16 protein-coding genes are annotated in these 20819 nt (G+C 37.8%); 6 read left to right on the forward strand and 10 right to left on the reverse strand.

Annotation, left to right across the window (positions count from 1 at the left end; all coding sequences use genetic code 11):
- On the forward strand, positions 1-564 hold a 564-nt coding region (locus LB465_RS14555; protein ID WP_224470625.1), incomplete at its 5' end, for an IS1595 family transposase.
- Positions 565-574: 10 nt separating this feature from the next.
- Here the strand turns inward: LB465_RS14555 and LB465_RS14560 are convergent.
- From LB465_RS14560 to LB465_RS14570, 3 genes are read right to left on the reverse strand one after another with little or no spacing between them, the layout of a single operon-like run.
- Positions 575-2443 (reverse strand): M16 family metallopeptidase, encoded by a 1869-nt coding sequence (locus LB465_RS14560; protein ID WP_224470627.1) that lies wholly within the window; start codon positions 2441-2443, stop codon positions 575-577.
- A gap of 16 nt (positions 2444-2459) precedes the next feature.
- A complete protein-coding gene (locus LB465_RS14565; protein WP_224470628.1) occupies positions 2460-3863 on the reverse strand; it encodes a RagB/SusD family nutrient uptake outer membrane protein in 1404 nt (467 codons plus the stop codon).
- 9 nt (positions 3864-3872) lie between these two features.
- The gene (locus LB465_RS14570) at positions 3873-6866 is read right to left on the reverse strand and encodes a SusC/RagA family TonB-linked outer membrane protein (RefSeq protein ID WP_224470630.1); all 2994 of its coding nucleotides are present in this window, start codon (positions 6864-6866) and stop codon (positions 3873-3875) included.
- An 833-nt stretch (positions 6867-7699) separates the two neighbouring features.
- Here LB465_RS14570 and LB465_RS14575 point away from each other — a divergent pair.
- The 3 genes from LB465_RS14575 (at position 7700) to LB465_RS14585 (ending at position 10498) form a co-directional block, all read left to right on the forward strand.
- Complete coding sequence (locus LB465_RS14575) at positions 7700-8074, forward strand: hypothetical protein (protein ID WP_224470631.1); 375 nt, start codon at positions 7700-7702, stop codon at positions 8072-8074.
- A gap of 361 nt (positions 8075-8435) precedes the next feature.
- Complete coding sequence (locus LB465_RS14580; RefSeq protein ID WP_224470632.1) at positions 8436-8870, forward strand: hypothetical protein; 435 nt, start codon at positions 8436-8438, stop codon at positions 8868-8870.
- A gap of 599 nt (positions 8871-9469) precedes the next feature.
- On the forward strand, positions 9470-10498 hold the full coding sequence (locus LB465_RS14585; RefSeq protein ID WP_224470633.1) for a hypothetical protein: 1029 nt from the start codon (positions 9470-9472) through the stop codon (positions 10496-10498).
- Between the two features lie 134 nt (positions 10499-10632).
- On the opposite strand, the gene LB465_RS14590 is transcribed toward LB465_RS14585, so the two are convergent.
- Positions 10633-11643 carry an LLM class flavin-dependent oxidoreductase gene (locus LB465_RS14590; RefSeq protein WP_224470635.1) on the reverse strand — a complete coding sequence of 337 codons (1011 nt, stop codon included), beginning with the start codon at positions 11641-11643 and terminating at the stop codon, positions 10633-10635.
- A gap of 298 nt (positions 11644-11941) precedes the next feature.
- Between LB465_RS14590 and LB465_RS14595 the strand changes: the two genes are divergently transcribed.
- Together LB465_RS14595 and LB465_RS14600 are read left to right on the forward strand one after the other, a co-directional pair.
- On the forward strand, positions 11942-12307 hold the full coding sequence (locus LB465_RS14595; RefSeq protein ID WP_224470637.1) for a hypothetical protein: 366 nt from the start codon (positions 11942-11944) through the stop codon (positions 12305-12307).
- Positions 12308-12373: 66 nt separating this feature from the next.
- Positions 12374-12724, forward strand: a complete 351-nt coding sequence (locus tag LB465_RS14600) for a DUF488 domain-containing protein (RefSeq protein WP_224470638.1) — start codon at positions 12374-12376, stop codon at positions 12722-12724.
- Between the two features lies 1 nt (position 12725).
- Here LB465_RS14600 and LB465_RS14605 read toward each other — a convergent pair whose 3' ends face one another.
- From LB465_RS14605 to LB465_RS14630, 6 genes are all read right to left on the reverse strand, one after another.
- On the reverse strand, positions 12726-13709 hold the full coding sequence (locus LB465_RS14605) for a YpdA family putative bacillithiol disulfide reductase (RefSeq protein ID WP_224470639.1): 984 nt from the start codon (positions 13707-13709) through the stop codon (positions 12726-12728).
- Entirely contained in the window at positions 13696-14358 is a 663-nt protein-coding gene (gene rpe, locus LB465_RS14610) for a ribulose-phosphate 3-epimerase (protein WP_224470640.1), read from the reverse strand. The genes LB465_RS14605 and rpe overlap by 14 nt, the downstream gene beginning before the upstream one ends.
- Positions 14359-14596: 238 nt before the next feature.
- Positions 14597-16018: a phytoene desaturase family protein gene (locus LB465_RS14615; RefSeq protein WP_224470641.1), complete on the reverse strand. Its 1422-nt coding sequence runs from the start codon at positions 16016-16018 to the stop codon at positions 14597-14599.
- Positions 16018-16896 carry an SDR family oxidoreductase gene (locus LB465_RS14620; protein WP_224470642.1) on the reverse strand — a complete coding sequence of 293 codons (879 nt, stop codon included), beginning with the start codon at positions 16894-16896 and terminating at the stop codon, positions 16018-16020. The genes LB465_RS14615 and LB465_RS14620 overlap by 1 nt, the downstream gene beginning before the upstream one ends.
- A gap of 248 nt (positions 16897-17144) precedes the next feature.
- Positions 17145-18008 (reverse strand): sigma-70 family RNA polymerase sigma factor, encoded by an 864-nt coding sequence (locus LB465_RS14625; RefSeq protein WP_011708302.1) that lies wholly within the window; start codon positions 18006-18008, stop codon positions 17145-17147.
- 406 nt (positions 18009-18414) lie between these two features.
- Entirely contained in the window at positions 18415-20664 is a 2250-nt protein-coding gene (locus LB465_RS14630) for a polyribonucleotide nucleotidyltransferase (RefSeq protein WP_224470643.1), read from the reverse strand.
- Between the last annotated feature and the right edge of the window lie 155 nt (positions 20665-20819).

Here is a 20819-nt window from a genome sequence, read left to right on the forward strand (position 1 = left end):
AGGTTATTTATGTTGAAAGTCAGAGAAGCTATGGCTTCGAGTGGAAACAATCCTATGGATGGCGATGTTCACGTGGATGAATTTGTTCTGGGTGGCAAGGACGAAGGAAAAATAGGAAGAAGTTATGATGGTAAGAAAAAGAAAGCGGTCACGGCAGTTCAATTGACCGAAGAAGGCAAGGTGAAGCGGATGTACACTATGAAAATTGATGATTTTTCAGCCCAGTCCCTTCAGTACATTTTTATCAACCATATAAGCCGTGAAGCCAAGGTAACGACTGATAAATGGCGAGGTTATAGACCAATAGGCAAAGCATACAACATTACACAAATAGAAAGCAATAAGGGATTGAACTTTAAGGCAATCCATACAATGATACATCAAGTAAAATCTTGGATAAGAACCACCTATTCTTGGGTAAGTGATAAAAACCTGAACAGGTATTTCAACGAATTCTGTTTTAGGATCAACCGATCTCAGAGCAAGGCTACAATATTCAATAACCTGATCACAAAAATGGTTCAGGGCAATGTCACCTATCAATCGCAAATTATAAGTAACTAACTACTGACCTCTATAATTTTATTCCTGATTCCAGGTTGTGGAGATATAGATTGATATTATGCCAAAAGATATTTTTCCCTCTGAGGTATTGCTGTAAATCATACTTATCAAATTTGGAAACCCCGCTGTTCTTAATAAATCCCGGAGCGTTTACTGCGGAAAAATAATGTTCAGGATTGAAGTTTAACGCTCCATTAGGGGTATATCCATGAATGAAAATTTTGTCGTTATTAATACCATTGGGTTGGAAGTTTTTTAATATTATTTTTATCCCATTTTTTAATTTAACTTCTGTAACTCCCTTGACCGCTGATTTTGAGATTGTATAAGGGTGGTTGTTAAAATTCTTCAATTCGGAAGGAGAAAAGAGAAATTCCGGACCTTCAGTTAATGTATACGGTTTAGTATGTTTACCATAGGTCGCTCTTATACCTTTACGAATCTCCAGCTCATCCATTGGCTTTTCTAATTTTGGAGATATAATTCCAATATCCTGAGGGAGTTCCAATTTATTTTCTTTTACAAAAGAATTAAAATCCTCTAGGGTATAGCTAGATAACAAATTATTTACGGACTCCTCGGTTGTAAGAGGCATCCCAAACAAATAATGTAGGTTCATCTGCTTGAACCAAAACTGTGAATTCTGTTTAAAGTCCTTATTATTGGTTTTTAAACGGTATTTAAAAATTTCTTCAAATTCTCTCTTACTCACACCGTGTTCTTGCAATTGTTTCAGACTACTTATTGCCAATTCTAAGACGTCCCAGTATCTATCAAAACTGCTGTGGAATTCTAACTTTACGGACGGCGGCATAGTCATATCATCGAAAGTATGTGAAATCCTAATTTTATAGTTATTATTGTATCCCTTTTCCTTTTCGATGAACCTATTGTTTAAAATATCGAATAAAAACCCCCATTGCAGTAATCTCATTCGCCCGGCATTAGTTTTTAATTTCTTACTTGTAATGGAATCTCTGTAATAGAGCTGGAATTCTAATTTCTCTACAGGTTCATATATATTGGTTATTTTTTTCTCAACCACAGCAAATTGAGAAGGACGTTCATAGAAGTGGGAATTTATATTTGGTATTTTTTGCCGCTTAACACTTGAAGGAATGTCAGAAAATATCCTTTTAATTTTATTTTCCAGAGCAGCAGGATTTTTAATATTACCTACGACCATTAAAGCTATCCTATTAGGGAGATACCAATCCTGGTAAAAACGTCTTAAAACTTCAGGTTTGAAATTATCAATATGACTAAAAAAGTCTTCCATATTCTCTGTTCGAGAGAATAATTTATGTCTTAATTGATTTTCTCTCTGGAATTTTTCAAAATTGTCACCACCCCGGATGATGTACTCCTGTTTATAAATACCACGTTCCTTATCGATATCATGTTCATTTAATTGCAATTTACCGTTGGCTATATCCTTAAACCACATGAAACCAGCATCAATTGCTTCTTGACGGGCTCTTGGAGCTTTAAAGGTATACTCCGTAGCACGGGTGCCTGAGTGCCCTTTAAGATCGAACTTTGATATATTAAGCTTATTAAGCTTTTGGACATCATTTTGAAGACCAGCCGGGAAGTTTTCACTCGCTTTAAATGCCAAATGTTCTAGAAAATGAGCCATACCAACCTGATCTTTTGCTTGCAAATAACTTCCGGCGTTCACTAATAATTGAAGTTCAATGTCAGGCATATGTTGTCTTACTGGCCTAATATAATAAGTAAATCCATTTTTTAAACGACCGGATATAACTGAACTGTCTTCCGTCAGTTTCTCTTCATTTAATTTGTTTTGGCCTTGTGTTGGCGAATTCTGAAACATCAATAAAACGCATATAAAACTGCTTAGATAAATATTCTTCATTGTGAATTCCTCTAAGTTAATATCCCGGGTTTTGCCTTAGATTTGGATTTTTCATCCTCTCTTGAGCTGGAATAGGAAATAGCCTATCGGTATCCGACCATTCAGAGGGTTTACTATCTAAAACATTCTGGCTCCTACCTGTTCGCTTCAGGTCCATCCAACGATGCCCCCATTCCGTAAAAAGTTCCTTTTGCCTTTCTTCTAAAATGAGTGTTATTAAATCCTCCTCGTTAATCGAAGGTTCCAAAATAGCGATAGGATTTAAACCTGCTCTCTCCCGGATAACATCTAGATCTTCCTTTGCAGCAGATAAGTTCCCTTGCTGCAGTCTGGCCTCTGCTCTAATTAAAAATTGCTCAGACAAACGTAAGACCATGGAGTATTCGCTAATATTGTTTATACTACTTCTATCTTTATATTTGTAAGCATAATAATTTCCTGTTTCTTCATGTAATGCAATCCAATTTTCCAGACGTTTGTCATGGTCATCAAAAGAATTAACCAAAGAATCCTTTAAAGCTACTTTGGTAAGGGCAGGATAGGAGGGATGAAAAATCAAGGTGGAACCCTCGTTTGTATAGGAAAGAATCCCACTACCACCTATAGGAGAAATCTGCCATAAAGCTTCCTGGCTATTGGCTAAAAAAACCTTATTTAAATCCTGAGAAATACTATAAGTTGAATTGTTCTGAATGACTTGACTACTCATTCTTTCAGCTTCTTCCCAATTTTCCAGGTATAAGTGCACCCTGGCAGACAGTGCCATTGCAGCAAAGCGATTTACTCTTGTTCGATCATTATCTCTATATTCTGCACTCAGAGAACTAATTGAAACATTTAAATCTGCTAGAATTTGATCATATATATCAGCTTGTGTAGCTTGAGTTGAAAGCGCATTTTTTCTGTAATCAGTAGAAAGGATTAATGGAACTTCACCATAAAGATTAAACAGGGTAAAATAAGTAAAAGCTCTAATAAAACTGGCTTCCCCCTGTAGCATAATTCTAACATCTTCACTGATCATAGAAGACATACTTACGCCTTCCAGAAGGGAATTGGTCATATAAATAATGTTGTAAGCACTGGTCCATATGGAAAGATTCCTGCTATTATTAGCCTGTATTTCGTTTTCTTCGAATTCAGTTAGATTTAAATCGTTAGCTCTTAGTGTTTTCAGTTCATCTGCCGAAAGTCCGGTAAGTATGCTTACACTCGTTTCTCTTCCCCCGCCTGTAAAAGTGGCTATAAATAATTCATTGTAGATACCTGTCATAGCACTAAGTGCCGTCTGATCATTATTAAAAACAGATTCACTAACAATTTTGTGATTTGGTGTTTCCACCTCTAAAAAGTCCTCACAGCTCGTTAAAGCAATAATCGCTGTTATCAAGATTATTTTTATATAGCTATTTAATTTCATAATACATTTTTAAAAATTAATTTGTAATCCTCCAGTAATGGTTCTTAGAGCAGAAAATGCTGTACCTCTTCCGGGTTGTTCGGGATCAATCCCTTGATATGGGCTTATGGTTAAAATATTTTGAGCATTCAGGAAAATTTTTCCAGAACTTAAACCAAGTTTTATAATCAGTTCATTAGGGATACTGTAACTCATATTGATGGTTTTTAGCTTCAAAAATGAAGCATCAACGATAGGAAAATTAGAATTTAAAACATCTGAATATGCGCGTGATGCTTGAGTGGATCTTGAAATTCGTTGGTACTTACTGCCTTGGTTTAAAGCGTTTACAACCTCTGAGCGCTGATTATCCAAGGTTCCAGCTTGAAAAAGTGCGAGTATTCCTTCTTGTTTTACAAACTGCCATAAAAATTGAAGTGAAAAATTGCTATAACTAAGATTATTACTAATCCCTCCGTAAAAACCTCTTCCCCGATCCCAGGCAATGGTTCTATCCTGGTAATCCAAGCTCTCATCACCATTAACATCTACAACATTATAAAAACCTGTTTCCGGATCAATTCCAGAGTATTCATAGAGTAAGGCAATATTTAAAGGCTGGCCTACCCTATATGTATTTGCATAAGAAGATTCCTCGATATCAGGATAACTCACAAGCCTGTTTTTGGGAAAAGTAAAATTCAATGATGTTTGCCAACGGAACTCCCCAGATTGAATGTTAAAGCTCGACAATTCCACTTCAAGTCCTGTATTTTCAACTGTTGCTGGTAAATTGGCCTGGACAGAATTAAAGCCAGTTAATGAGGGGAGTGAGTACCCTACCAACTGGTTTGAGGAACGATTTAGGTACCAGCTTAGACCAAAATTTATCTTATCCTCAAAAAATCCCAGTTCTATTGCTGCCTCCAATTTCTTATTAACCTCCCAGGAATAATCAGGATTGGAAAGTTGGTTAGGATATAATCCTCCCGGTCCAATAGTTGTTTCATATGCATCGAAATAACCATAATCGCCAATCTGGTCATTACCGGTTGTACCGTAACTTCCACGTAATTTTCCAAAACTTAAAACCGGGAAGGAATTCGTTATAAAACTTTCTTCTGTAAAAATCCAGGCTACACCAATAGCACCGAAGTTGGCTATTCTTTTTCCCGGGCCAAAACGTGAAGAACCATCTCTTCTCCCTGTAAAATTGAGATAATATTTTTGATCCAAGTCCAGGCCAAGCCTGCCAAAAACAGCATTGTATCTGTAATCAGTTGTTTGATTAGATGATGAGATGATTTCTTCTGCAGCACTCAAATTACCGATTAACGATTCAGATACGTAGCCCTCACCCTGTAGACTAAAATTAGTGTTTTTGCTATTTTGGAATGTTGTTCCGACTATAGCAGTCAGATTTAATTTGCCAAACTCTGCATTGTAGTGTATTTGAGGTTCAATGATCCAAGAACTTCGATTGTTATATAGGTGGTTGGATCGATCAATTATATTTTGCCAACTAGCGGGATCGTAAGAACGTTTTGGTCGTTTTACTATTTCCTCACCATTAAATATGGTATACCCAAAACTAGATTTAATCTTAAAATCCTTAAATAATTCGTAGGAAAGCATCAAGTTAGCGTTTAAATTATTCCCATTAATTAAGCTGTTATTATAAATTCCATTTAAAGGGTTTACCAGTCCTGCCTGATTCCAATCTTCCCAATTTAAACTACCATCGGCATTAAATACATCAGGTGCATTTGGTTGAAGCCTAAAAGCTGATTCTGATAAGTTCATATAGCCTACCGAATTATTTTTATCAACTCCGTAATTGGCAGAAAGATCCAGTTTAAATTTTCGACTTTCCGAACTATGGCTCAGCTGTATTCCAGCAGTTACTTTAGTATAATCGAAATCTCCAAGGTATACGGTACCTTGCTTATAGTAAGAACCACTTAATCTGTAACTAGTATGTTCATTACCGGCACTAGCATTTAAGTTCATATCGGTTACTTCGGCCGTCCCACCAAAAAAGACCTCCTGCCAATCGGTATATTTATCCTGATCCCAAACTAATAGATCGTAAGCAATATCTTCAGTAGGTTCTATACCATCATTTTCAAAAGCCCTTCTTCTAATTTGAAGGTATTCTCCGGTATTTAATAAATCAACGCGATTTGGAACTGTTGAAGCTCCTCTGTAAACCCGTGCCTGCAGTTCTGTTTTTCCTTCTCGCCCTTTTTTTGTGGTAATTAAAATTACCCCATTGGCCCCGCGAGAACCGTAAATGGCCGTGGCATCCGCATCCTTTAGCACCTCAATACTCTCAATATTAGCTAGGTTTAAAGTGTTTAGAGGGTCTATTCCTACATTTCCAAGATTACTATTACTTTCAATGGGCGTAGAGTTTATGGGGACTCCATCAATTATATAAAGTGGAAAATTTCCTTCTTCCCTTAAACTGTTTGTGCCTCGAATGCGAATAGTAGAAGCCTGACCAGGTAAATTGCCGCCGGGAATAATTTCGACACCCGCCATCCTTCCCTGGAGTGCCTGAATAGGACTCACCACCGGCTGCAATTCTATTTCTTCTGCAGTGACTCTTGAAATATTCCCAGTGCTTTCCCTCCTGGTGGTATTGTAATAACCTGCGTTGATTTGAACTTCTCCCAAAGCGGAAATGTCTTCTTCCAGTTGGATGTCTATATCATCCCGGCCATCTATTTCTGTTTCGACGGTTGTATAGCCTATATAAGAGAATACCAAAATACCAATTGAAGGAGCTGTAATACTATATTCCCCATCTAGATTAGTGACGGTACCACGATTGGTATTTTTTATGGTAATTGTAACTCCTGGAATAGGAAGACCATTTTGATCTGTAACCATACCCGATACCTCTTGCTGTTGCAATGGTAGAGGAGTAGTTGCTGCAGTGGCAGCCATTGACAGGAACATTAGTATCCCGCCAAGAATAATTAGTGCCACCCATTTTAGGCGCGAGTAACTATTTTTCATAATTTTACGTGTGTTTTGAATGAAACATTGTTTTATTTAAGCCTAAACCTTCCCCACCAGACGCCAATCTTCAGGGAAGGTTTTTTGGGCTTAAAGGCTAACTCATTTTTCTTTTCATTTTGCATTTTTTTCACTCTTTTACCGAAACCTTAGCCTTGACCGGAAGGGCAAGAGCATCCAGTTTTTTCAAGCATCGGTAAGGGCTTTATGAATTTGGTAAGTTCTTTAGAGGGTATCATTTAGGTGTTCCAGATTTGTTGGAGACTATGAAGAAAATAACTTAAATAGGATTTCTGGGTTTAACTGAAAATAGCCGTTCTGCGGCCGATGGGCCGTTGAAGAGGGAGTCGCCGCCATGGATGACGGAACTGAGTACTGTGTAAAATAAAAAACCCGTTTTCATATTGATTAGTTGAAAACGAGTCTCGCCAGTATAGATAGAACCAAAAACTATAGCGGACCCTATCAACCGTACCGCGAGGTTCCGACGCCTATCAGAAACGGAATTACGATAGAGCCCTTGGTGCTATAGCGGTACGAATGTACACAAAATATCACCTCGGGCATTAACCTACCGTCTCGTTCTGATTACAAATTGTCGGAATTTGCGGTCGAGACTCTTTGTTAACACCTTTTTTATCGAATTTATTTAGGATAAAATCTGTTATATATCATAAATAAACTTGATGTTATTACACAATATTAGTTATAATATACTAATAAACCAAATAAAAATCATATAAATTCTGATATTTATCATAACTTATGTGATATTTCATTGAGTATCAATATCATGGTGCCATCTTAGATTGAATTTTAAGAAATCCTACTACATGGCCAAAAAAACAGATAAATCAGACAAAAAAAACTCAGCGAAGTCTGAAAAAAGAGTAAACCCGCATACTATGCGCGAAGCTTTAAGAAACCTTAAGTCTCGTTTTGCTACGGGAGATGTACGTTCAATGAAAGAAATTTCAAGTGCATACTCTACTGGAATGCCATTTGCATTAGGAATGAGTTACGAAACAATGGTGGATCGATATAGTGATCCAAGGAAGTTAACTCTGGAAAATATCCTGAATACTGCTGACATCACCAGTACCGATTATGAGATAGTACTAAAAGTTGCCATACGTGAAGCTATAAATAAACATGCCAAAAGAGATATTTCCAAACTTCTGCCCAAGGAAGGGGAAGCTGCGGAATAGCAGACGGAGCTCCGCAGGAGCGCGGGCGTATCGCGCTCTCTCGCCTTTCGCTAGTTCAGCAATCGTTCAACAATTTAATCTATGAGTAGAAACTATAAATTCATCAATCCGTTTTTTCGGAAGCCTAATATGAACGTCCAGCATTACGAGATTGATTAGACCGGTTTTTTTGCGGATTCTTTTTGGAATTGTAAAATTAATGAGAAGAATTTTGAAGGGGCATTAGCTGCCTTTTATCATTATTTATTTAAGGGAATGTTTTATTTTGACATTTTTGTGCAATGTTTTTTCCGGGAGATCTACAGCTCAACCGACTTTCCGCGTGAAGGGAATTATTTGCAATGGATTAAACTTAATTATCATGAGAATTCAACTAAACTTTAAATGTATAAACAATAGTTATTCACAAGAATATGCTGATCAATATCACTGTGGAAAAGAAAATGAGAATAACAGGAAGTACCATTGGGAACACTCCTTTGAGGTTCCTGATGTTATTGAAGTCTCCAAACCTGGAGAGCCTTTTAAATTAAGAGCAGAATTGGAAGATGGAACACAGCTTCAAAAGGAAATTGAGGATGTGTATATATTAAGACTAAAATTTGATGATGGCCAGAACAAGGACTGTGCAGTTTCCAGGACTATCCTTAAAAAGACCCATGAAGCCTACCTGGAGAAAGAAGGAATAAAACGCTTTTACTTTTACCTAAATGAAGAACCTATAGCTCTGGAGGTTTTAGATGGGGTTTATCTTACTGAAGAAGATGCCTACGGGGAAGGTTTTGTAGTTGAGTAGGTGATAAAATCTAGCTTATGCATACACCTTTTAAAATGATGATTTGAGTCTGGACCCGGCATTAAAAGTACAAGGCTGGGAAAACAAGCAATGCCTTGCTTAAGGATTTGTGAACCCCCACCAGGAGAGGAATTCTGCGCCAAAACGAAAAATGATTCTAAACCCAGAACTGATTAAGCCGCCCTATTAAAAAATGGAATATTTCAATAACTTACTCCTTTCAGGAATAGAAATCAGCTTTTAAATTTAAAACTTAAACAACCAATCAAAGAACCCTTTTCTACTAAGGGTGCAGAGGAGTCTATGGATGCAGTTTTTCCTGCTATTATGCATATTTTTAGAGTTATGGCAGCATTTAAACACGATTAAGGAATAATTAGCACCTGAATTAATTAGTTCTCTTCTATTTCTGCGAATATTTTCGACTCCTGTCATACCTGGAATGTGTACTTCTTAAAATATAAAAAGATACAATCAGTGGCTGTTTTAATGAATTACTTTAATTTATTGTTAAATAATAGATTTATCTGTGTTAAATAGAGTGATTTTATAAAAATAACACCGCAGTAGTTGATAAATTGATATTATATAAAATCATTATGGAAACAAAGTACACGAATACCGGAGGTTTTAAAGACAAAATTAATAGAAATTCCTGGGGGGCAATATTTGCCGGCGCACTTACTGCCCTGGCAGTAGCCTTCTTGCTAAACTTATTAGGACTTGGTATCGGATTAAGTTCTATTGATCCCCTAACAGAGTCTGATCCCCTTGCCGGTTTGGGGACAGCGACAATTATTTGGTGGGGTCTTTCTAATCTTGCTGCCCTTTTTGTAGGTGGTATGGTAGCCGGTAGGATGTCCGGTTTTTCCTCGGGAGCAGACGGAGGAATACATGGCTTTTTAGCTTGGGCGCTATATGCTATAGTAACTTTTTATTTTCTCACCTCTACGGTAGGCTCTGTTATGAATGGTTTAGGTAACACTGTTTCTGGATTGTTTGGTGGAGATAAGGCTAAACAGTTAACCGTGCAGGTAGATAAAGCACAACAACAGTCCCAGGACCAGGCAAACCTGACTCTGGACAAGGTTAAAGAAGAATTATTGCAGGTTGTCAATACTGCGGAACAATACGATGTTGTACCTGAGGATGCTTCAGAAGAAGCTCGTGAAACCATTTCACAAACCGGTCCGCAGGTAAAAGGTTTAATAAGATCTATGGATATAGAAGAATTCTTTAATGATCTGGAATTCAATATTAATGATAATGGGGATCTAAAAATAAACCTGGAAGGTGATGGGGAATATCTAAAGAAAGATGATTTAAAAGAATATCTTACCCAGAATACCGATCTCAATGAAGCTGATATTGATCGAATGATTCAAAATTGGGAAGAGCGTATTCAAACTGCAATAGATGAAGCTGAAGAATTTTATGCTGACGCAAAGCAAAAGGCTGTAGAGCTAAGCGATAAGATCTCTGATGCGATAGGTAAATTCAGTATTATTGCATTTGGTGTGTTACTCCTTGGAGCTTTAGCTGGTTTCTTTGGTGGTAGCCTTGGTTTCCCGGAACATACAGTAACCGAAGAACATCGCATTAAAGAACGCGAAGAACGTGTTAAATAGTGGTGCAGTAGTCAAATAATGAAAATAAAAAAAAACGGGAGTTGCCTTTTAGGAGCTCCCGTTTTTTTCATGGGATAAGGGCTAAATCCTGATATTCTAAGTAAAGTAATAAATTTTAGCTTTAAAGACTAAAACTATATTACTCCTTTCATTATATCAGAAAATATCTCGAAAGATCTCAATCTATCCTGGTGGTCATAGATATGGGAAACTGCCATAATTTCGTTTACACCGGTTTCTTTAAGGAATGCTTCAGTTTTAGTCTTTACAGTTTCAGGATCACCAATAAATGCGTATTGAAGCATTCGCTGAATACCGGGATGTGCAAGAATTTCCCTGTGTTCATTAGTGAAATCTACCGGAGGTTGCATATAATCAATATTTCCACTCATAACGCCTAACATCATTTTAATAAGAGAGGTAGAGATTTTTTCAGCTTTAGCAGTAGTATCAGCAGCGATTATATTTACGCCGGCAATGGTATAAGGTTTTTCAAGAAATTTTGATGGCTTAAAATTATTGTGATAAATACTAAGTGCCTGGTGTAATTGGGCGGGAGCAAAATGGCTGGCAAAAACATAAGGTAATCCCTGTTCGGCTGCAAGATGCGCGCTATCGGTACTTGAACCCAGAATATAAATTGGCACTTCCACGCCTTCAGCAACGGCAGCTCTAACTTGCGCCTGGGCGTTTTCAATAGAAAAATATTTCTGAATTTCTTTTACTTCTTCCGGAAATTTGAAAACCGATTTCATTCGGTCTGAACGAATGGCCTGTGCGGTAACCTGATCTGTCCCTGGTGCTCTTCCCAGACCCAGGTCTATTCTGTTTGGATAAAGGGTTCCCAAGGTTCCAAATTGTTCTGCTACAATTAAAGGTGAATGATTGGGAAGCATAATACCACCGGAACCAATTTTAATCCTTTTAGTCCCTCCTGCAATATGGCCTATAAGAACCGATGTTGCAGAGCTGGCAATACTCACCATATTATGATGTTCGGCTAGCCAAAATCGTGTATAACCCATCTCTTCGGCTTTTTGAGCTAGATCCAAACTATGATCAAAAGTTGCTTTTACACTGGAGTCTTTGGCTACAGTTGCCAGTTCAAGAATAGAGTAAGGGAAATCACTTAATTTAAAAGCCATATGGGTTTGATTTAATGCTTACACATAGCCGAAAAGAGATCGGAAACCTTACAAAAACCTCTTCGTAATTCTTATTTAATGTTCTTTTCCAAAAATTGTATTAATAGAAAGTTAATAGTAAAACAGGAATTTGTCTTGAATCCTTCACAACGAAAAGGTTTTCGTTTATTTTTTTATATCTAAAAATGATTTAATTTAGATATATTAACAATATGAAGTTAAACTCCGCATAAAAAATTTTCGCCTAGCAGGTTTACACATAATTTAGCCTTTAATAACTTACAAAAACTTAACACCTATGGCAACTTATTTAAATACCAATGAAATTAGAGTTTCTCTAAAACAATTAGTGAAACAATATGTAGAAGAATGTGAAACCTGTCAGGAACTTCCTCATGAATTCATTAGTTTAATAAAGCATAATTTCCTCGCTAAATATGTTTATTATAATAAGAAGAAAAAGCAAATTGAAATTGGGATCGATGAGTCTGATTCTCCAGATACTTATCCGGAGATTAAAGTTTTTAAAATTCCAGTAAATAAAGCTGGTAAATGGATGGATCAGTCTTTTAAAAATAATCAATGTGATTTAGAATTCTATGGAAAACTACTGAACCGAAATGAAATTTTCAACTCATCTGACGTAGTTTTGATGAGCAGATAAAACTTTTTTATCCTAAACTTAAAAAGCGATTCTTAGTCTAAGATCGCTTTTTTTATTTCCATCTCTATGAACATAGAAATAGCAAGAATTTACGAAAATAAAGATGCTTCAGATAATATTAGGATTTTAGTAGATAGGCTCTGGCCAAGGGGAATTTCTAAAGAAGATGCGCATTTAGATTACTGGAATAAACCATGGGCTCCAAGTGATGATTTACGAAAGAAATTTCACGAAAATAATATTTCCTGGGACGAATTTAGTAAACTCTATAGAGAGGAATTAAATGATAAAAAAGAACAAATTTCTAGTGATTTAGAGGAAGTGGATAAAAGAAAAAGCTTAGTCCTTCTATACGGTTCGAAGAACAAAACTCAGAATCACGCGGTTTTGCTAAAAGAATACCTGGAAGGTCTTTAAATTAAGCTTTAGCCTTCTTCGATAAATCTTCCATAATCATTTCGGCGTGTACCCTGGAGTTTTCTATAAACCATTTGTGTGTTTCTACGCCACCACAAATTACCCCGGCAAGATAAATTCCCTTTACATTGGTCTCCATAGTTTCTGCGTCATACTGCGGAATTTTTCTTCCATCATCAGATAGATTAATCCCCATTTTTTTCAGAAATTCAAAGTTCGGTCGATAACCGGTTAGCATCAGCACGAAATCGTTTTCCAGTTTCTGTTCACCTTCGGGAGTTTCAATGATTACATCATTCTCTCTAATTTCTTTTAAATTGGCATTGAAAAGTGCTTTGATACTACCCTCTTTAATTCGGTTATCAATATCAGGGCGTACCCAGTATTTCACCCTTCGACCAATTTCCTCTTTTCTAACAATCATAGTAACTTCGCCACCTTTTCGGTAAATTTCCAGGGCCGCATCTACCGCTGAATTACTCGCACCTACAACAATGGTTTTTTGAGTAGCGTAATAGTGAGGATCGCCATAATAGTGCGCTACTTTGGGTAGATCTTCCCCGGGAATGTTCAGGTAATTTGGGATGTCGTAGAATCCGGTAGCAATTACCACATTTTTGGCTTTATATTTACCTTTTATAGTGGTAACCTCATGTTCATTTCCTTCAGCTTCAACCTGGGTCACCTTTTCAAATAAATTGATGTTTATGTTATTTGAAGTCGTTATTCTTCGGTAATATTCTAAGGCTTCCGCTTTTCTTGGCTTGGGATTATTACTGATGAACGGAATACCATTTAACTCCAGTTTTTCCGAAGTGGAAAAGAAAGTCATATTTGTAGGGTAGTGGTATAACGAATTTACCAGGCAGCCTTTTTCCAGGATGAGATAAGAAAGTTTTTTCTTTTCGGCTTCAAGAGCGCAGGCGATACCAATTGGTCCGCCACCAATAATTATAACATCAAAAATATTCTTAGGAGTTTGCAAGTTGTCTTAGGTCTTTTATAGTTTCAAGTTGGTCTTTGGCTTTAAAAACATAACTACCGGCCACCAAAACATCTGCACCTGCTTTTATTAGCTGAGACGCATTTTCGTTAGTTACCCCACCGTCAATTTCAATTAGAGTTGAAGCGTTGTGAGTTACAATAAGCTCCTTTAAACGCTGAACTTTTTGGTAAGTGTTCTCGATAAAACTTTGTCCGCCAAAACCAGGATTTACGCTCATTATACAAACTATGTCGATATCATTGATCACATCTTTCAATAAATCTACACTCGTATGCGGATTTATCGCAACACCGGCCTGCATTCCTTCAGCTTTAATGGCTTGTAGGGTTCTATGCAGGTGAGTACAGGCTTCATAATGTACGGTAAGGTTATCGGCTCCCAGCCTGGCAAATTCCTTAATGTACCTATCTGGATCAATAATCATAAGGTGAACATCAATAGTTTTTTCGGCGTGTTTGGTAATGGCTTGAAGCACCGGCATTCCATAAGAAATATTCGGAACAAAAACGCCGTCCATAATATCTATATGAAACCAGTCGGCTTCACTCTTGTTTACCATTTCAATATCACGCTGAAGATTGGCAAAATCGGCAGCAAGAATAGATGGGGCAATAAGTTTTGTTGTCATAAGTGTTGTGCTGTAAGTGTGCACACAAAAATAACAAGAATATACTTATTTGATGCCTTCTGTAAATTTATTTAGGATGTACTTTACCGAACTTTAAATTGCAGGATTTAATAGACTAATTTGGACAAGATAGGTGTCAAAGTTTTCAAGGTAATATGCCGTCTAACAAAATAAAATCGGCTTCGTAAATTTGTAAAATTCACTATATAAGATCAAGAAAGGAACTGATGTAATTCACTCAAAAATGATCTTTAACAACTGCCTTGGCCGCATTGTAACCGCACATTCCGTGTACACCTCCTCCTGGCGGGGTAGAAGAAGAGCATATGTAAACTCTTGGATCTGGGGTAGTATAGGGGGATAATTTGGCTATTGGCCTGGTAAAAAGCTGAGTGATATCCTGCTTACCCCCGTTAATATCTCCACCAATAATATTCGGGTTAAAGGCTTGCAGGTCAACAGAATTCATAGTGGATTTTTTTAGGATACAATCTTTAAATCCGGGTGCTGCACGTTCTATTTGTGCTTCGATTATTTCTGAAAAGTCGGCGATACTTCCATTAGGAACGTGACAATATGCCCAGGCGGTGTGTTTTCCTTCAGGAGCCCTTGTATTGTCAAAAATACTATGCTGGGCTACTAACACATAGGGGGTGTCTGTCATTTGTTTATGGTGAATTCTGTTTTCTGAATTCTCCAGTTCCTCTTCTGAAAACCCAATATGCACAGTACCCGATTTTCGGCATTTTTCATTTGTAAAAGGTATAGGTTCACTAAGCGCCCAATCGATCTTAAATACTCCTGCGCCATATTTAAAGGAGCTCATTCTTTTGCGGTAAAGGTCTGTGAAATCCGTTCCTTTTATTTCTAAAAGCTGCTTCGGAGTTAAATCGAATAAATAAGTTTTTGATGCCGGGAGTTCTTCGAGGTGAGCAATATTCCTGTCAAGGTGCAATTCCCCGCCTATAGAAGTATAGTAACTCACCATGCTATTAATGAAATTCTGAGCGCCACCTTTTGGGAATGGCCAGTTGTATTTATGCGCCATAGTACTTAGCACAAGCCCAAATGAAGCCGAAGCCAGGCTATCCAGGGGTAAAGTTGAATGTGCCGCAGCACCGTAAAAAAATATTCTTGATTTTTCATTTTTGAAATAATGTTTTGCCAGCATTTTAGCCGAGGGCAATGCTTTCATTCCAAATTTCATGAAATCTAACGGGTATTCTGGAATTCCCAAAGGTCCGAGCAGATCATTTTCTAATTTCCCCCAATTTTTGACCAGGGGTTCAAACAATTTTAAATAAGAAGCCTCATCATCGCCTAATTGGGCAGCTGTTTTTCCTATATCCGTATAACAGGCATGTGCGGTGCCGTCAGTAAAAGGATGAGAATATGGAATCTCAGGGAATATCCATCCTAAACCATGTTTTTCAAGAGGTAAACTTCTCAAAAACGGCGATCCAAATCCCATAGGGAGTATGGCAGAGCCCACGTCATGTTTAAAACCGGGTAGAGTTAGTTCCTGGGTTCGCGTAGAGCCTCCGGGGGTAGAAGCCTGCTCAAAGATAGCTGTTTTTAGGCCTTTCTGTTGCAAATATATTGCCGCTGAAATTCCGTTAGAACCGCTTCCAATTATAATGGCATCGTAGCTTGAAGACATCAAGTTATATTTTTAAGATCCAGATTATTTAGATATTCACGAAAGGAAATTTCTCCCTTAGATTCCCCAATCATATCGTTTGTAGTAATAAAAGTAAAATAATCCAGTTTATCATGAATTCCTTTACCTAATATTTTCGTCAGGCCCAGTTTAGCACTTATTTTAGCCACAGGTTCGGGGATTTTAATAATTTTTCCTCCAATAATTTCTTTGATCATTTGAACCATTTCTAGCCTGCTATGAATATTTGGACCGCCAATTTCTATTATTTCCGGTCCTTTTTCAAGGAAGGAAATTATTACGCCTGCAAGATCCTTAGGATGAATGCTATTGGTTTTTGCCTCTCCCGATCCAATTAGCGGTATTAGCTTTCGTTTAGCCATTATTGCCAGATCATTTAAACCGGAATAAAAACCTACAGGTCTTAAGATGGTGTAATCCAATCCTGAGTTGCTTAATTCATTTTCAAATAATTTATGGGCTCGTGCGACGCTGTAGTCTTTTTCGGAATCTGCGCCCTTGATGGAAACGTATATAAAACGTTGAACCCCATTTCTAACTGCATCATCCAGAAGATTTTTATTGGCTTTAAAATCGTTTTCATAAAAAGAGATCTCAGGGGAAGCGAAAAGGCTGATGCTTTTTCCCAATGCTGAAACTACCGTGTTTACATTTTGGGTGATATTTTTAATACCTGCCGCATCTTTGGCTGCATCTACATTCCAAATATCATCAGTAAATTTAGAAAGTTTTGACACCCCTTCATCTGAATGGGTTAGCACTCGCAAGTTTCTTCCTTCTTCACTGAGTAATTTTACAATTTCTGAACCCAGTGCACCTGAAGCTCCGGCTATTAGAATCTTCCCATCATCTTTCATCTTCCCCGTCTTTAAATATAATTACAGAAGATACTTAGAAATTGAAGATGAGGGAATGAGGAAAGCACTTGATTAACAAAAGATTAGCTTGTATTAACATTTTTACACTACTCGTCGAATATCCGGAAGGGAAGGGAGTAGAAATGAAAAAACCCCGGTTCATCACGCCGGGGTCATTCATCAATCAAAAAACGAACAGTTATGTTAGCCGGCCGTCGCCGGCATTAACTGTTGTCATCTTAAATATTTTATCCTAAATAAGTTTTCAGGATCTTGCTTCTAGAGGTATGTTTCAACCTTCTAATCGCTTTTTCTTTAATCTGTCTAACTCTTTCTCTTGTTAGATCAAAGGTTTCTCCAATTTCTTCAAGCGTCATTGGGTGCTGGTCTCCTAAACCAAAGTACAAACGAATAACATCTGCCTCACGCGGAGTTAAAGTTTCTAAAGCACGCTCAATCTCGGTTCTAAGAGACTCGTGTAAAAGTTCTTTGTCAGGATTTGGAGACTCGCCAGAACGAAGTACATCGTAAAGGTTAGAGTCTTCACCTTCTACCAAAGGAGCATCCATAGAGACGTGACGACCGGAATTCTTCATAGACTCCTTAACGTCATTAATCGTCATGTCCAGCTCTTTCGCAATTTCTTCAGCACTTGGTGGGCGCTCATGAGATTGCTCTAAAAAAGCAAAAGTTTTGTTGATCTTGTTAATAGATCCAATTTTATTTAGTGGTAAACGAACAATACGCGACTGCTCGGCCAGTGCCTGAAGAATAGACTGGCGAATCCACCATACAGCATAGGAGATAAATTTAAAACCACGAGTTTCGTCAAAACGTTTCGCAGCTTTAATTAGTCCTAAATTACCTTCGTTAATAAGATCAGGTAGGGTTAACCCTTGATTTTGATATTGTTTTGCAACCGAAACGACAAAACGTAAATTAGCTTTAGTTAATTTTTCTAAAGCGCGGTCATCACCCGCTTTAATTCGTTGTGCTAATTCTACCTCTTCATCGGCAGTAATTAAATCAACTTTACCAATTTCTTGCAAATACTTATCTAGCGAAGCAGTTTCACGGTTTGTTACCTGCTTCGTAATTTTAAGTTGTCTCATCTATCGTCTCCTTGGATTTTAATTATGAATAGCTCTTGTATTAGTTTATACGTAAGCTATAGTCGAAATGTTACAAAAAACCTTAAAAAATTTTATTTGGGCGTTTCCTCCCCGCAAAATGGTAGGGCGGGCTTTACGTTACAAGTCTTCGCTCGCTTGACACGCTGTGGGCTTTTCACGACAATCCCTAACGCATAAAAAATGTAGAAATATTTTAAATATGAATTTCAAAAATATCCTTTTTCGTCATCCTGAACTTGTTTCAGGATCTAAGGTGATTAGAAATACAATAAATTAGAAGCTGAAACAAGTTCAGCTTGACGTCTATAATGTTTCGAAAAAAATAACATAAAAAAATCCCCGAAAAATTAATTCCGGGGATTTCAATATATAAGCTTAAGACTATTTAGTCGTTGTCTTTACGATCTCTGTTGTCTCTACCTCTGCGGTCATCACGGCCACGGTTGTCACGAGAACCACGATTATCACGACCTCTGTCGTTACGATCGTTGTCTCTTGGCGGGCGAGGCTGGTAACCTTCAGGTTTGTCAAGCAATGCTTTTCTTGAAACTTTTTCCTTACGGGTTTTAGGATCTACACCAAAGTATTTCACATCAATTACATCACCAAGATTTACGATATCGGTAACATTATCGGTGCGTTCCCATGCCAGTTCAGAAATGTGAAGTAATACCTCGTTGCCAGGAGCATCAAGATATTCTACTACAGCTCCAAAATCAAGAACCTTAATTACTTTTACTTCGTAAACGCTTCCTTTTTCAGGTTTAAATGTGATAGATTCTATTTTAGCAAGAACCTTGTCAATTCCTTCCTGTTTAGTTCCAAGGATTTCAACAATACCTTCTTCGGTTACAGGATCTTCGTTTATAACGATTTCTGTTCCTGTAGTTTTCTGAAGTTCCTGAATTACTTTTCCTCCAGGTCCAATCAATGCACCAATAAATTCGTTAGGAATTCTTCTGGTGATGATTTTTGGAGCGTGAGCTTTTACATTTTCGTTTGGCTCAGCAATAGTATCGGTAAGTTTTTCAAGGATATGAAGTCTCCCGGCACGAGCTTGTTTTAGCGCTTTTACTAAAATCTCGTAAGGAAGTCCTTTTACTTTAATATCCATCTGGCAGGCGGTAATCCCGTCAGCAGTTCCGGTTACTTTAAAGTCCATATCTCCCAGGTGATCTTCATCTCCAAGAATATCTGAAAGAACTGCGTGACGCTCACCATCAGAAATTAGTCCCATCGCGATACCAGAAACCGGCTTCGTCATTTTAATCCCTGCATCCATCATTGCCATAGTTCCGGCGCAAACCGTTGCCATAGAAGAAGATCCGTTGGATTCCAATACTTCAGAAACGATTCTTACAGTGTAAGGATTGTTTTCAGGAATCATTCCTTTTAATGCACGTTGTGCAAGGTTCCCGTGTCCAATTTCACGTCTTGAAGTACCTCTAATTGGGTAAGCTTCTCCGGTACAAAATGGAGGGAAATTATAATGTAGATAGAAAGTCTCTTCGCCCTGGTGAGTTGGCATATCTATGGTGTTGGCTTCTCTGGAAGTTCCTAAAGTTACCGTTGCCAGTGCCTGAGTTTCCCCACGGGTAAAGATGGCTGAACCGTGTACCGATGGTAAATAATCGGTCTCACACCAGATAGGTCTGATCTCGTCGGTTTTTCTACCATCAAGACGAATACCTTCTGCAAGGGTAAGTTCTCTTACCGCTTCTTTTTCGGTTTTGCTGTAGTATTTTTTAATTTGCTTTTCATTTTCTTCCAATTCTTCTTCAGAAAATAAAGCTAAAACTTCTTCTTTTACTGCTGAAAATGCTTCGCTACGTTCTTTTTTACTGTGACCGCCTTTAGCGATTTCGTAAATTTTATCGTAAGCCGCATCATGAACCCTTTTTTCAAAGTCTTCATTCTCTGGAGTTACAGCATATTCCCTTACTGGTTTTTTACCAAAAGCTTCAGCCAAACGCAACTGCGCTTCAACTTGTTTTTTGATATGCTCGTGAGCGAATTGAATAGCATCTGCCATCTCTTCTTCTGAAATTTCTTTCATCTCACCTTCAACCATCATTACAGAATCTGAAGAAGCACCAATAATCATATCAATGTCTGATTCTGCCAACTGGCTGCGGCTTGGGTTAATTACAAACTCACCATTAATTCTACCCACACGGGCTTCAGAAATAGCGGTTTCAAAAGGAATGTCTGAAAGTTGAATAGCTGCAGAAGCGGCAAGTCCTGCCAAAGCATCTGGCATCACTTCCTCGTCATGAGACATCAACTGGATCATTACCTGGGTCTCAGTTCTGTAATCTGATGGAAATAGTGGACGCAATACGCGGTCAACAATTCTCATCGTTAATACCTCACCGTCACTTGGTCTTGCTTCTCTTTTAAAGAAACCTCCAGGATAACGTCCTGCTGCGGCAAATTTTTCTCTGTAATCTACTGTTAATGGAAAGAAATCCATCGTGCTTTCTTTGTAAGAAGACACTACAGTACAAAGCAACATAGCGTCGCCCATTTGAACAACAACCGACCCATGAGCCTGTTTTGCTAATTTTCCGGTTTCGAGGGAGATTTCTCTTCCATCTCCTAAATCGATAACCTCTTTAAATGTTTGTGGAATCATAATAATTTTGAATTCTTCTAATGATCTGAATAACTTCACCAGATCTTTTGTTATACAATGGTCTCCGCCTATACCGGACGGCCGGGAGTTGTGTTGTTGTGTGTTGTGTAGACCAATGAAAAACTACTCTCGTTGAGCGACAATTTTACTCACTA

The organism is Salegentibacter lacus (assembly GCF_020164555.1).
Taxonomy (GTDB): domain Bacteria; phylum Bacteroidota; class Bacteroidia; order Flavobacteriales; family Flavobacteriaceae; genus Salegentibacter; species Salegentibacter lacus.